The sequence below is a fragment of the Salegentibacter flavus genome, assembly GCF_900115145.1.
In the GTDB taxonomy this organism is placed as follows: domain Bacteria; phylum Bacteroidota; class Bacteroidia; order Flavobacteriales; family Flavobacteriaceae; genus Salegentibacter; species Salegentibacter flavus.
On sequence record NZ_FOVL01000023.1, the window covers coordinates 42,098 to 54,864 of the forward strand.

13 protein-coding genes and 1 pseudogene are annotated in these 12,767 nt (G+C 40.6%); 9 read left to right on the plus strand and 5 right to left on the minus strand.

The window, feature by feature from the left end; genetic code table 11:
• The first annotated feature begins 14 nt into the window (after window positions 1–14).
• The 9 genes from BM266_RS14725 to hisIE all read left to right on the plus strand — a co-directional run bounded on the left by BM266_RS14725 (window position 15) and on the right by hisIE (window position 8,472).
• The gene (locus tag BM266_RS14725) at window positions 15–830 is read left to right on the plus strand and encodes a prohibitin family protein (RefSeq protein WP_093411041.1); all 816 of its coding nucleotides are present in this window, start codon (window positions 15–17) and stop codon (window positions 828–830) included.
• Window positions 831–1,083: 253 nt separating this feature from the next.
• Window positions 1,084–1,947 carry an ATP phosphoribosyltransferase gene (gene hisG, locus BM266_RS14730; RefSeq protein ID WP_093411043.1) on the plus strand — a complete coding sequence of 288 codons (864 nt, stop codon included), beginning with the start codon at window positions 1,084–1,086 and terminating at the stop codon, window positions 1,945–1,947.
• 11 nt (window positions 1,948–1,958) lie between these two features.
• Window positions 1,959–3,248: a histidinol dehydrogenase gene (gene hisD, locus BM266_RS14735; protein WP_093411045.1), complete on the plus strand. Its 1,290-nt coding sequence runs from the start codon at window positions 1,959–1,961 to the stop codon at window positions 3,246–3,248.
• The gene (gene hisC / locus BM266_RS14740) at window positions 3,248–4,297 is read left to right on the plus strand and encodes a histidinol-phosphate transaminase (protein ID WP_093411046.1); all 1,050 of its coding nucleotides are present in this window, start codon (window positions 3,248–3,250) and stop codon (window positions 4,295–4,297) included. The genes hisD and hisC overlap by 1 nt, the downstream gene beginning before the upstream one ends.
• Window positions 4,298–4,351: 54 nt before the next feature.
• The gene (gene hisB, locus BM266_RS14745; RefSeq protein WP_093411048.1) at window positions 4,352–5,491 is read left to right on the plus strand and encodes a bifunctional histidinol-phosphatase/imidazoleglycerol-phosphate dehydratase HisB; all 1,140 of its coding nucleotides are present in this window, start codon (window positions 4,352–4,354) and stop codon (window positions 5,489–5,491) included.
• Window positions 5,492–5,542: 51 nt separating this feature from the next.
• Window positions 5,543–6,208 (plus strand): imidazole glycerol phosphate synthase subunit HisH, encoded by a 666-nt coding sequence (gene hisH / locus BM266_RS14750; RefSeq protein WP_093411049.1) that lies wholly within the window; start codon window positions 5,543–5,545, stop codon window positions 6,206–6,208.
• A gap of 74 nt (window positions 6,209–6,282) precedes the next feature.
• Window positions 6,283–7,041: a 1-(5-phosphoribosyl)-5-[(5-phosphoribosylamino)methylideneamino]imidazole-4-carboxamide isomerase gene (gene hisA / locus BM266_RS14755; protein WP_093411051.1), complete on the plus strand. Its 759-nt coding sequence runs from the start codon at window positions 6,283–6,285 to the stop codon at window positions 7,039–7,041.
• A gap of 44 nt (window positions 7,042–7,085) precedes the next feature.
• Complete coding sequence (gene hisF / locus BM266_RS14760) at window positions 7,086–7,841, plus strand: imidazole glycerol phosphate synthase subunit HisF (RefSeq protein ID WP_093411052.1); 756 nt, start codon at window positions 7,086–7,088, stop codon at window positions 7,839–7,841.
• Between the two features lie 10 nt (window positions 7,842–7,851).
• Window positions 7,852–8,472, plus strand: a complete 621-nt coding sequence (gene hisIE, locus BM266_RS14765; RefSeq protein WP_093411054.1) for a bifunctional phosphoribosyl-AMP cyclohydrolase/phosphoribosyl-ATP diphosphatase HisIE — start codon at window positions 7,852–7,854, stop codon at window positions 8,470–8,472.
• Here hisIE and BM266_RS14770 read toward each other — a convergent pair.
• From BM266_RS14770 to BM266_RS17655, 5 genes and pseudogenes are all read right to left on the minus strand, one after another.
• Window positions 8,469–9,317: a pirin family protein gene (locus BM266_RS14770; protein ID WP_093411055.1), complete on the minus strand. Its 849-nt coding sequence runs from the start codon at window positions 9,315–9,317 to the stop codon at window positions 8,469–8,471. The genes hisIE and BM266_RS14770 overlap by 4 nt on opposite strands.
• Before the next feature lie 4 nt (window positions 9,318–9,321).
• Window positions 9,322–10,059 carry an NYN domain-containing protein gene (locus tag BM266_RS14775; protein ID WP_093411057.1) on the minus strand — a complete coding sequence of 246 codons (738 nt, stop codon included), beginning with the start codon at window positions 10,057–10,059 and terminating at the stop codon, window positions 9,322–9,324.
• A gap of 91 nt (window positions 10,060–10,150) precedes the next feature.
• Window positions 10,151–11,302, minus strand: a complete 1,152-nt coding sequence (locus BM266_RS14780) for a baeRF7 domain-containing protein (protein ID WP_093411059.1) — start codon at window positions 11,300–11,302, stop codon at window positions 10,151–10,153.
• Between the two features lie 223 nt (window positions 11,303–11,525).
• Window positions 11,526–12,404, minus strand: coding sequence for a cation diffusion facilitator family transporter (locus BM266_RS14785; protein ID WP_093411061.1), 879 nt, complete (start codon window positions 12,402–12,404; stop codon window positions 11,526–11,528).
• Window positions 12,405–12,615: 211 nt separating this feature from the next.
• Window positions 12,616–12,767: pseudogene (locus BM266_RS17655) on the minus strand (transposase); the annotation flags it as partial.

The window sequence follows — 12,767 nt, forward strand, 5'->3', positions numbered from 1 at the left end:
ATTCAAAATAATAGATGGAAAAATTACCTAAAATTGGTTTACCGATCATTATCGGTATTGTGTTATTAATAATATTCATTTCAAAATCTACCGTGACTATTGGGGCGGGGGAAGCCGGTGTGCTTTACAAAACTTTTGCCGGCGGAGTTGTTACCGATGAACCCCCTCTAAATGAAGGATTTCACCTGGTAGCTCCCTGGAATAAGGTGATTGTTTACGAGGTGCGTCAGCAATCCTTAGAAGAATCTATGACGGTTTTAAGCTCTAACGGGCTTGAGATTAGAGTTGATGCTTCAGCCTGGTTTCAACCAACATACAGCGAACTGGGTAAACTTCATAGTGAAAAAGGAGAGGCCTATATTCAACGTTTGCTTCAACCGGCAATTAGATCGGCATCCAGAGCCGTAGTTGGGAGATATATTCCGGAGCAATTATATTCCAGTAAGAGAGAAGCAATTCAAAAGGAAATTCTGGAAGAAACAAGGATACTCTTAAAGGATCAGTATGTACAAGTAAATGAGATTCTGGTTCGCGATGTGGCATTGCCTGAAAATATTAAGGATGCGATAGAACGCAAACTTCGCCAGGAACAGGAATCTCTTGAGTATGAGTTTCGTTTAACTAAAGCTACACAAGAGGCCGAGCGCCAACGTATTGATGCTGAAGGTAAAGCCAGAGCGAATGAGATCCTTAACGCATCGCTTACTCCAAATATCCTGAGGGAAAAAGGAATACAGGCTACCGTGGAACTTGCTAAATCCAATAACGCCAAAACAGTTATTATTGGTGGAGGTGAAGATGGGATGCCCATTATATTAGGAAATAATTAATCAAACAATTCATAAAATTTGATGTTGCTCTTTTGTGAATTAAATTTTATGTTTTAAGTTTGTTTCCACAATGAGAACAATTCAATTACATCATCATCATTTTTACCCCCACGCTCAGGCGAGGTAACTTTGATATGTAGTAATTTCACATATTTTAAAAACCCGTTTGAGTACTTCAAACGGGTTTTTTGTTTTTTAAAACCTCCTGTTTGAAGACCTTAAAAGATTATATCAAAAACTAAATTAATAGAAAATGAATCAGGAAAAATTAAGGATCGCCATTCAGAAATCAGGAAGACTAAATGAAGATTCCCTCAAAATCTTAAAAGAAGCGGGTATTTCCATAGACAACGGAAAAGAACAGCTAAAAGCTACCGCCCGTAATTTCCCGCTGGAGGTAATGTATCTCAGGAATGGTGATATTCCCCAGTATTTACGTGACGGAGTGGTAGATATAGCTATTCTTGGGGAAAATGTACTTGTTGAAAAAGGTAAAGATATCATTCGCGGAGAAAAGCTGGGATTTTCAAAATGTCGTGTATCTATTGCCGTTCCAAAATCAATGAAATATAAAGGAATTCAGGATCTGGACGAAAAAAAAATCGCGACTTCCTACCCAAATACAGTAAATGAATTTCTTGCTAAAAAAGGGATTTCTGCAGAATTGCACATCATTAATGGCTCAGTAGAGATCGCACCAAATATTGGACTGGCCGACGGGATTTGCGATATAGTTTCCAGCGGAAGCACCTTATTTAAAAATGGACTGAAAGAAGTGGAAGTAATGCTGAAAAGCGAAGCTGTGTTGGCTATTTCACCTAAAATTTCTGCGGAAAGAAAAGCGATTCTGGAAAAACTACAATTCAGATTAAAATCGGTATTGAATGCCCGAACTTCTAAATATATTCTTCTGAATGCGCCTAACGAGAAACTGGATAAGATCATAGAACTGCTCCCCGGAATGCGTAGCCCTACGGTATTACCGCTTGCCGAAGAAGGTTGGAGCTCCATTCACACGGTAATTAATGAAGAACGATTTTGGGAAGTAATCGATGAGCTTAAGGAAAACGGTGCCGAGGGAATCCTTGTAGCTCCTATTGAAAAAATGGTAATATAAAGCTTTGAACAATGAAAAGATTCAATAATCCCGCCCGCGAAAAATGGTTAGAAATTCTGAAACGTCCAACCCAAAGTCTGGAAGATGTTGAAGAAATCGTAAAACAGGTTTTCTCAGAAGTAAAAACAAAAGGCGATCTTGCCGTCGCCAAGTACACCGAATTATTTGATAATTTCAAATTAAATGATCTCAGAGTCTCCAGGGAAGAAACTGAAACCGCTATAGAGGAAGTTTCTGAAGAGCTTAAGGAAGCTATTAAACTAGCAAAATCAAATATTTCTAAATTTCACAAAGCCCAGAGTACAGAAAGAGTTTCAGTAGAAACTTCTCCTGGAGTGGAATGCTGGCAGGAAAAAAGGGCTATTCAAAAGGTGGGGCTTTATATTCCTGGTGGAAGCGCGCCCTTGTTTTCAACCATATTAATGCTTGCTGTACCGGCTTCCATTGCCGGTTGCAAAGAGATCATATTATGTACTCCTCCCTCAAAGGACGGAAAAATAGATCCTGCTATCCTTTACACAGCTGAATTATGTGGGGTAACTCAAATTTTCAGGGTAGGGGGCATTCAGGCAATTGCCGCAATGACTTTTGGTACCGACAGTATCCCCAAAGTATATAAAATCTTTGGACCGGGAAATCAATTTGTAACTGTAGCCAAACAATATGCTACCCGATATAACGTGGCTATAGATATGCCTGCAGGCCCTTCAGAATTATTGGTGGTAGCCGATGATTCAGCCGATGCAGGCTTTGTGGCTTCCGATTTGTTAAGCCAGGCCGAGCACGGCGCAGATAGCCAGGTAGTTTTGGTTTCAACCTCTGAAGCCTTGCTCGATGCCGTAAAAGTTGAAATTGAAAATCAGCTCGAAGAACTGCCCCGAAAGGCTATAGCTCAGCAAGCCATTGAACACTGCAGATTTATCTCTATGAAACTGGATGAAACAGCTTTAGATCTTATTAATTATTACGGACCTGAACACTTTATCATTTGCACGGAAAACGAGGAGTTTTATTCCGAAGGTATTGAGAATGCAGGGTCTGTTTTCATAGGAAATTATGCACCTGAAAGTGCTGGAGACTATGCATCGGGGACAAATCATACCTTGCCTACTAATGGTTATGCAAAACAATACAGCGGCGTAAACCTTGACAGTTTTATGAAGGCGATGAGCTTTCAGAAAATTTCTGTTGAAGGCATCCAGAAAATTGGTCCCGCTATAGAACTAATGGCTGAAGCAGAAGGTTTGCAGGCCCACAAGAATGCGGTAAGTTTGAGGTTGAAAAATTTGAAGAATAAATAATGGCAAATTTTGATCTAAATAGGTTGGTGAGACCTAATGTCGCAAAGCTTAAACCTTATTCTTCGGCAAGAGATGAATATAAATCGGAAGGAGAGGAGATGATCTTTCTCGATGCGAATGAAAACCCTTTTCCGAGCGATGTTAACCGTTATCCCGATCCGCAGCAACGTAATCTAAAAACCGAATTATCAAATATTAAAGGCATAGCTTCAGAAAATATCTTGCTTGGAAATGGGAGCGATGAAGTTTTGGATCTATTGTTTCGTGTCTTTTGTGAGCCGGGAAAAGACAATATCATCACTTTACCACCAACCTATGGGATGTATTCAGTTTTGGCAGGCATTAATGATATCGAAAACCGGGAAGTTTTGCTGGATAATAATTTTCAGCCGAAAGTTTCAGAAATTCTTGGGAAGGTTGATGAAAATTCCAAGATCATCTTCTTATGCTCGCCTAACAATCCTACCGGGAATTCTTTTTCTGAAGAAACAGTAGAGGAAATCCTGCAAAATTTTAGCGGATTGGTAGTGATCGATGAAGCTTATATCGATTTTTCAGAAAAGGAAAGTTGGGTTCAAAAGCTTAATAATTTTCCGAACCTTGTGATCCCACAAACTCTTTCAAAGGCTTACGGACTTGCAGGAATACGATTGGGAATTTTATATGCTTCCGAAGAGATTATTACTATCCTTAACAGGATCAAGCCCCCTTACAACGTCAATCAATTAACCCAGCAACGAGCGCTAGAGGAATTGAAAGATCAGGGAAAGATCAATTTGCATGTAGCAAATATTTTACAAGAAAGGGCGGGTTTATTTAAGGCTCTTGGCGAAACAGAAATTATCGAAAAAATATATGAATCAGATGCGAATTTTATTTTAGTGAAAGTTGATGACGCCGATAAAAGATACCGTCAACTTATTGAAAAAGGGATTGTAATAAGAAACCGAAGCTCCCAGCCGCTTTGTGAAAATACCTTGAGATTAACGGTAGGGACTGAATTAGAAAATAAAAGACTGATTCAAGCTTTTAAAGAATTAATAAGCTAAGGAGTAAGCTAGGAGTTGGATCTCCGCCTTCGCGGAGATGACTAAAATTATATTATGAAGAGAGTATTATTTATAGATCGTGATGGCACTTTGGTGCTTGAGCCGGAGGACTATCAGGTAGATAGCCTGGAGAAACTGGAATTTTATCCGGAAGCATTTTATTATTTATCCCGTATTGCCCGCGAGCTCGATTACGAACTCGTGATGGTGACCAATCAGGATGGTCTCGGAACTGAAAAATATCCGGAAGAAGTCTTCTGGCCAATTCAGAATTTTATTCTGAAGAGTTTTCAAAATGAAGGCGTAGAGTTTAAAGAGGTGTTGATGGATCGCACTTTCCCTGAAGAAAATTCACCTAACCGAAAACCCAATATCGGTTTGCTTGAAGGGAAATATCTGGGAAATTCTGAATATGATCTTGAGAATTCCTTTATGATCGGCGACCGACTCACCGATATGGAATTCGCACTAAATTATGGCGGAAAGGGAATCTTTATAGATATCCACGAAGACTTGGGCAGTGAGGAAGTACAGGAGAAAATGGAAAAAGTTGAGAAGGTCATTTCCTTGAAAACTTCCAATTGGAAAGAGATCTATGAATTCCTGAAGCTGGAAGCCAGAACCGCTGAGATCTCCAGGAAAACCAATGAAACCGATATTTTTATCAAAATAAATCTGGACGGAACAGGGAAATCGGATATTTCCACCGGACTGGCATTTTTCGACCATATGTTAGACCAGATCGCCCGTCACGGCCAGATGGATATGCAGGTGAAGGTAGCAGGTGATCTGGAAGTCGATGAGCACCATACTATTGAGGATACCGCAATCGCTTTGGGAGAAGTCTTCAGCAAGGCGCTCGGAAATAAGCTGGGAATAGAGCGCTACGGTTTTTGCCTTCCCATGGATGATTGCCTTGCACAGGTGGCCATAGATTTTGGCGGAAGAAACTGGTTGGTTTGGGAAGCAGACTTTAAACGCGAGATGATAGGAAAAATGCCCACAGAAATGTTCTATCATTTCTTTAAATCCTTCACCGATGGAGCTAAAGCAAATCTTAACATCAAAGCCGAAGGCACCAACGAACATCATAAAATCGAGGCGATCTTTAAGGCTTTTGCTAAAGCGATTAAAATGGCTGTGAAACGGGATGCTGAGAAGATGATTTTACCATCAACCAAGGGAATGTTATAGGCCCCCTAACCCCCGAAGGGGGAATTATATAATATTATCAAAAATGAGGAAATGAATAATAAATTTCAGAAAACTTCCTCCACTTCCGATAGTTATCGGGACGGAGGAAATAAAGGGGGTATTGTAATAGTAGATTACGGAGCAGGAAATATTCAGAGCATCAAATTTGCGATTAAACGCTTAGGTTTTGATGCGGTCCTAAGCAGTGATACAGAAGAGATCAAAGCGGCCGATAAGGTTATTTTTCCCGGAGTTGGAGAAGCAGGAAGTGCAATGAAAATGCTGAAAAGCACCGGCCTGGATAAAGTCATTCCTGAATTGAAGCAACCGGTACTTGGAATATGTCTTGGAATGCAGCTTATGTGCAGGCATTCAGAAGAAGGGGATACCGAAGGTCTGGGTATTTTTCACGCCGATGTGGTGAAGTTCAATAACGGACTAAAAGTTCCGCAAATCGGCTGGAACCGGATCTACGATTTAAAATCCAATCTTTTTGATGGAATCAAGGAACAAGAATTCGTATACCTCGTGCATAGTTACTATGTCCCCGAATGCGCTGAAACCATCGCTTCCACCGAATATGGAGTGGAGTACACCACCGCTATTCAAAAAGATAATTTTTACGGAGTGCAATTTCACCCTGAAAAAAGCAGCGATGCCGGGGAGAAAATTCTCGAGAATTTTTTGAAAGCCCCTAATCCTGAAAAGAAGGAGTAAAATTCAGGTGTAATGAAATATATTTTGAAAAAATTTAACTGACAACTCATAACCCATAACTCAGAACCGATAAAATGAGAATTATACCGGCTATAGATATTATTGAAGGAAAATGTGTAAGGCTTTCCAAAGGCGATTATAACACCAAAAAGATTTATAATGAAAATCCGCTGGAGGTGGCGAAGAATTTTGAGGCTCACGGGATTCAGCATCTGCATTTGGTGGACCTAGATGGGGCTAAATCAAAGCATATTGTAAATCATAAGATCCTGGAGCAGATTACTTCAAAAACCGGCTTGAAAGTGGATTTTGGAGGCGGATTAAAATCTGATGAAGATCTGCGGATCGCTTTTGAAAGTGGAGCTAACCAAATCACCGGTGGAAGTATTGCCGTAAAGGATCCGAAAACCTTCAAAAGTTGGATCGAGAAATTTGGTTCAGAAAAGATCATACTTGGTGCCGACGCCAACAATGAGAAGATCGCGGTAAGCGGTTGGCAGGAAGAGTCGGAGTTGGAGCTGATTCCTTTTATTCAGGAATATCAGAAGGAAGGTGTGCAATATGTAATCTGTACCGATATCTCCAAAGACGGAATGCTGGAGGGGCCTGCTTTTGAACTTTATAAAAGAATTCTGGAACAGACTAATGTCACTTTGAGCGGAGTCGGGAAGGAGCATAATACCATTAAATTGATCGCTTCGGGTGGGATCTCAGAATTTGATGAACTTCCAAGGCTGGCCGAACTGGGCTGTGAAGGGACCATAATAGGAAAAGCGATTTATGAAGGTCGCATTCAGCTAAAAGAATTAGAAAAATATATAATTAAAAATTAATGGGTCCCACCTTTTAAGGAAAGGAGCTCTAAAAATAATTGTAAATGCTTACAAAACGAATCATTCCCTGCCTGGATATTAAAGACGGAAGAACCGTAAAAGGCGTGAATTTTATAGACCTTCGGGACGCTGGAGATCCGGTAGAATTGGCTGAGCTCTACGCCAAATCCGGAGCCGACGAGCTGGTTTTTCTGGATATTACGGCTACTGAGCAGAAAAGGAAAACCCTGGCCGAAATGGTGAGAAAAGTGGCTGAGAAGGTTAATATTCCCTTTACTGTTGGCGGCGGGATATCTTCGGTAGAAGATGTGGATATTCTTTTGAAAAACGGGGCCGATAAGGTTTCTGTGAATTCATCTGCGGTGAAAAGGCCGGAGCTTATCAATGAACTTTCAGCTAAATTCGGGAGTCAGTGTATTACTGTGGCTATAGATGCTAAGCAGGTGAACGGGGAGTGGTTGGTGCATCTTGTAGGAGGAAAAGTGCCTACCGATCTTAATTTGTTTCAGTGGGCCAAAGAAATGGAGGAAAGAGGCGCAGGGGAAATTTTGTTTACCTCGATGAACAATGATGGGACCAAGACCGGATTTGCCAATGAAGCCCTGGCGGTATTGTCTTCAGCATTGAAAATCCCCATTATTGCTTCAGGTGGAGCCGGGAATATGCAACATTTCACCGATGTCTTTTTAAAAGGAAAGGCCGATGCCGCCCTGGCAGCTAGTGTTTTTCATTTTAAGGAGATAGAAATAAAAGATTTAAAGGAAGAATTACGACGAAACGGAATTGAAGTAAGACTCTAAAACAATAAAAATGAATATAGATTTCAATAAAAACCAGGACGGACTTGTGCCAGCGATCATTCAGGATGTGAGCACTAAGAAGGTGTTGATGCTGGGATATATGAACGAGGAGGCTTTTTTAAAAACCAATGAGACTAAAAAAGTGACCTTTTTCAGTAGGAGTAAAGATCGCTTGTGGACCAAAGGGGAGGATAGTGGAAATTTCCTGAACCTGGTTGATATAAAGAACGATTGTGATAATGATACCTTGCTTATTTCGGTGATTCCGCAGGGGCCAACCTGCCATAAGGGAACTGACACCTGTTGGGGGGAAGATAACGAACCTAATTTCGGGTTTCTAAGCAATCTGGAAGGTATTATCGAAAAGCGCAAACGAATGAGCGAGGTGGAGCCAGAGTTGCGTGAGGACAAAAAAAGTTATGTGGTTTCCCTTTTTGATGAGGGCATTAATAAAATCGCTCAAAAAGTAGGAGAAGAAGCGGTGGAAACTGTGATTGAGGCCAAAGATGATAATGATGAGCTCTTTTTGAATGAAAGCGCCGATCTTCTATTTCATTATCTTATCCTGTTGCAGGCTAAGGGATTTTCTTTGAAGGATATTTCCAAAGTACTGGAGGAACGGCATCGCTAATCGTTCCAGCTTCCGAATTTTCCCGATTGGTAATCTTTATAAGCCTGGTTGATCTCTTCTATAGTATTCATTACAAAAGGGCCACGGGCCACTACCGGCTCATCAAATGGCTTGGCGTGACCGAAAAGCAGGGTGGAATCCTCTATAGCTTCAATTTGTAACTCTTCAGAATCATTTCCGAAATCGACCAAATGTAGCTCCATTGCTTGCTGATTATTTACTTGAAGCTCTCCCTTGATTACATAAAAGAAAATATTGTGGATTGCTGGCACCTTCAGTTGAAGTTTAGCTCCTTTTTCCAGGAAAAGCATAGCTAAATTAATGCCGGTTTCAGGTTGAAATGCGCCTTTGGTTCCCAGAAATTCTCCCGAAACAACCTGGGCTCTGCCACCATCAAATTCCTTTATAGGAATTTTATTTTTCTGAATACCTTTATACCAGGGTTCGGTCTTTTTTAGTCTGGCCGGTAAATTCACCCAAAGTTGTAATATCTCCAGGTCTCCACCCTTTTCTTTAAATTTTTCAGAAGAAACTTCTGCGTGTATGAGTCCGCTGCCGGCGGTCATCCACTGCACTCCTCCTGCACCGATTATACTTTCATTTCCTCCGGAATCTTTGTGCGAGATATCTCCATCCAGAATGAAGGTTACGGTTTCCATTCCACGGTGTGGGTGCGGTCCGAAGGGCAATCCTTTATTGTTGGGTTTATAGGTTTGCGGACCGTGATGATTTAGAAAGATGAAAGGATCTATCATATCTATGCTGCCGGTAGGCATTGGCGAATACGTGATAAGTTCACCAATAGGACGGTATTCAGCTTTGACGATCTTTCTAATACTTCTCATAATATCACTTATTACGAACGTATATAAGTTTGAATCGACTGTTTTGCCCTGAACGCGATTCTACTTCAAATTTTGGAATAGAGCTAATAAGCGGGGTGAGTTTTTCATAACCATAATTACGGGAATCGAAGTTTGGTTGTTTTTTCTGAAGCAAACTTCCAACATCGCCAAGGAAAGCCCAGCCATCTTCATCGGCTACATCAGATATTGTAGCTGAAATAAGTTTGATCACTTTCGGGGTGATTTTATCTACGTTTTTCTTCTGGCGCTTTTTACCGCCTTTACCGTTTTCATCCGGTTCTTTTTCCTCACTGTCTTTAAGAATTTCCAGGTAGATAAACCTGTCACAGGCAACAATAAATGGGTCTGGGGTTTTCTTTTCTCCAATCCCGTATACCTTCATTCCTGCTTCGCGCAAGCGAGTGGCAAGTTTGGTGAAATCGCTGTCACTGGAAACCAGGCAGAAACCATCTACTTTACTCGAATACAGAATATCCATCGCATCGATAATCATCGCTGAATCGGTAGCATTCTTTCCCTGAGTATAAGCATATTGTTGGATAGGGTTTATCGCATTTTCCAGAAGGACTCCTTTCCACTTTGCAAGGTGTGGCTTAGTCCAGTCGCCGTAAATTCTTTTTATGGTAGGATTGCCGTATTTGGCGATCTCTTCCATCATTTCTTTGATATATGCAGAAGGGATATTGTCCCCATCTATTAGTACTGCAAGATTGTGATCCATATTTAATTTTGAAATTATTTATAAAGGTACAAAAAAAGGCCGCCCCGGGACTTTAGAGCTTCGGGGCGGCAGGAAAAAAATATTTTAACTTTTAGCTATAACGAAAAATTGCATTCATTTTAGAACTATTTTCCGGCATTTGTTCTTCATCAAGGAGGAATACATTTCCTCCCTGATTGAGTACATTCCGGGCTGCCCAGTTCATAAGGGAGAAATTCCCGTTGCGCTGGCCTTCCTGGATATCCACCTTCATCTTATCTTCATTATAGGTGCCCCAAATTTCCGCATTTCTGTCAAGAAACAAGGTATCTACTTTACCTTGGTGAACCCCCGGTAGAATATCGTGAATGCTAACTGCCGTTTTTCCATTCTGATCATGAAACTGGTTTAACTTGTCGCGCTTTTGTTTTTCAAAGAGTGGCTCTATGGTTTCCCAGGCGCGTTGGTGTAAGCCAAGCATATCGGTGTCCTTTGGATTTCCGGTAACAGCTTCCGGATATAAATTATCATAAGTGTTGGCTTCCTTGTAAATTGGGAAAAGATAATCCTGACAAGCAACCAGCAATGGTAATTTTTCTTCCTGTAAAAGGGAATGTAATCCCTGATCTACAGCTCTGAAAAACCTAAAGATCTCATTTTTGCGTTCCCGATCGGCGCCTGCATGGCCATGCATAGCCTGTTGTCCCATGGAGCTGGCGCTACTTTTTTGCTGAAGGCTCTTTTCTTCATAATCATAACCCACTGTGTCCTCCAGACGTGCAGGTGTAAGATCATCTATTTTTACCGGTGTGATACTATACTTTGAAGCTTCAAAAAACTCTACATTCTCCACCTGAAGCGATAACAGATAAAATCTGCCGTCTCCAGAGAACAAAGGCACTAAAGGTTTTAAATAGAATTCCCTGTTTATATAATAATGGGTATCGAATTTTAAAGGGAGAGTGAATTTTCTGAAAAAATCTTCTGCGACATAGATTGCCAAACCATCAGACTGGTGGCGCCAAAATCCCTTGTCGTTTAATAATTCCTGAATGGGCTCGTCGAGCTTTTCAATTTTATCTTTGGAAACTTCTTTTTTCTCTAGTTTATTTTTAATTTCTTTCCACAGGGATTTCAAGTGGGTCTTGCTTTTTTCCTCCAGCACATCCTTGCCTGCACGCTCTGTAGGAATAAAAATAGAAACACTTACTTCATTATTAAATCCTGCTAATTCCTGAAACTCTTTTTCACTTATTAATGACATAATTTCATTTTTATTGGTTAAAACCTCAGGAGGAAAAATCTTTAGTTTTTCCTCGTATTTTTGTAGATAAAACTTAATGATAATATAAGCCGATTTGCCGTGATATCAAAGGTTTTATATCAAGGCTAGTGCTAAATTTTTCTTAAGAATTACCTGACCGGTGCACTGAGATTAATTTCTTCCTAAGGAATTGGGGTTACGAAAGCTTGGTTTAAGTTGTGATTTAATGAGCGCCTTCAGGTTCTACGTGTATCAGCACATCAAAAATTTCGGGAAGCCGGGAGAGAAGTTTATTTTTTACGTTATGGGCAATATCATGGCCTTCTTTCACTGTAATTTCTGCGTCTACTATTATATGAAGGTCTACGTGAAAATGCATCCCGGTTTTGCGAACAAAACATTTTTCGGTTTCCAGGACTCCCGGTACTTTTTCGCTGGTTTCCCTTATATCCTCTATCATTTCATCGAACATATGTTCATCCATGACTTCTCCCAGGGCGGGCCGCAAGATTAAATAGGCATTATAGAGAATAAATCCTGAAGCTAGTAAAGCCGCCCAGTCATCGGCTGTTTCGTAGCCCGGGCCCATAAAAATCGCAATCGAAATTCCAATAAAGGCCATAAGTGAAGTGATCGCGTCACTGCGATGATGCCAGGCATCAGCTTTTAAAGAAGTACTTTTGGTTTCGTCTCCTTTTTTTGAAAAGAACCGGTAAAAAACTTCTTTGATAATCACGATTACTGCGAGAACGATGAGGGTGTAGCCCGCCGGAGTTTTATGAGGGGTTCTAATATGCTCTATGCTCTCATAAGCGATCACGGTGGCTGACACAACAAGAAAACCTACCACAGCGAAAGTGATTAAAGGTTCGGCTTTTCCGTGGCCGTAGGGATGATTTTCATCGGGTGGTTTACTGGAATACTTCAAGCCAAGCAAAACCAGAAAAGATGAAAAAACATCGGTTGTGGACTCTATTCCGTCGGCAATTAAGGCATAGGAATTTCCGAAGATTCCGGTGATGAATTTGGCAATGGCCAGCACTGCATTACCCGCAATACTCAAATAAGAGGCTTTGATGGCTTTTTGTGTGTTTTTGTTCATCGGGAAATTTCATTACTGTCCAGTTAAAATAGACTGAGTGACAGTTGGTTATAATCAAGTTCTTTGACATTACTATAATCTATATTCATAAAAAGCTCATTTATAGAGGTTTTATCTAATAATGAGATGCCCAAAACCTGTAATATTTCGTAGGTTGAATGCTGCAATTTCAGTTTATCTGCCACAATAGAGACCAGACAGTAAGCACTTATCGCACAATAAATCTGGATTTTTACGGCATTTTCAGATGTTCCCCAGAAGGATTTTATTTTCAAGTGTTGTTTGACCCATTTAAAGAAAAGTTCCACCTGCCATCTTTTTTTGTACAGTAAGGCAACCTCCTCGGCAGTAACCTTCATGTTG

What these genes read in the sequence shown, in the direction of transcription:
- BM266_RS14725 (WP_093411041.1), top strand. Translation starts at nt 15, where the DNA reads ATGGAAAAATTACCTAAAATTGGTTTACCGATCATTATCGGTATTGTG.
- hisG (WP_093411043.1), top strand. Translation starts at nt 1,084, where the DNA reads ATGAATCAGGAAAAATTAAGGATCGCCATTCAGAAATCAGGAAGACTA.
- hisD (WP_093411045.1), top strand. Translation starts at nt 1,959, where the DNA reads ATGAAAAGATTCAATAATCCCGCCCGCGAAAAATGGTTAGAAATTCTG.
- hisC (WP_093411046.1), top strand. Translation starts at nt 3,248, where the DNA reads ATGGCAAATTTTGATCTAAATAGGTTGGTGAGACCTAATGTCGCAAAG.
- hisB (WP_093411048.1), top strand. Translation starts at nt 4,352, where the DNA reads ATGAAGAGAGTATTATTTATAGATCGTGATGGCACTTTGGTGCTTGAG.
- hisH (WP_093411049.1), top strand. Translation starts at nt 5,543, where the DNA reads ATGAATAATAAATTTCAGAAAACTTCCTCCACTTCCGATAGTTATCGG.
- hisA (WP_093411051.1), top strand. Translation starts at nt 6,283, where the DNA reads ATGAGAATTATACCGGCTATAGATATTATTGAAGGAAAATGTGTAAGG.
- hisF (WP_093411052.1), top strand. Translation starts at nt 7,086, where the DNA reads ATGCTTACAAAACGAATCATTCCCTGCCTGGATATTAAAGACGGAAGA.
- hisIE (WP_093411054.1), top strand. Translation starts at nt 7,852, where the DNA reads ATGAATATAGATTTCAATAAAAACCAGGACGGACTTGTGCCAGCGATC.
- BM266_RS14770 (WP_093411055.1), bottom strand. Translation starts at nt 9,317, where the DNA reads ATGAGAAGTATTAGAAAGATCGTCAAAGCTGAATACCGTCCTATTGGT.
- BM266_RS14775 (WP_093411057.1), bottom strand. Translation starts at nt 10,059, where the DNA reads ATGGATCACAATCTTGCAGTACTAATAGATGGGGACAATATCCCTTCT.
- BM266_RS14780 (WP_093411059.1), bottom strand. Translation starts at nt 11,302, where the DNA reads ATGTCATTAATAAGTGAAAAAGAGTTTCAGGAATTAGCAGGATTTAAT.
- BM266_RS14785 (WP_093411061.1), bottom strand. Translation starts at nt 12,404, where the DNA reads ATGAACAAAAACACACAAAAAGCCATCAAAGCCTCTTATTTGAGTATT.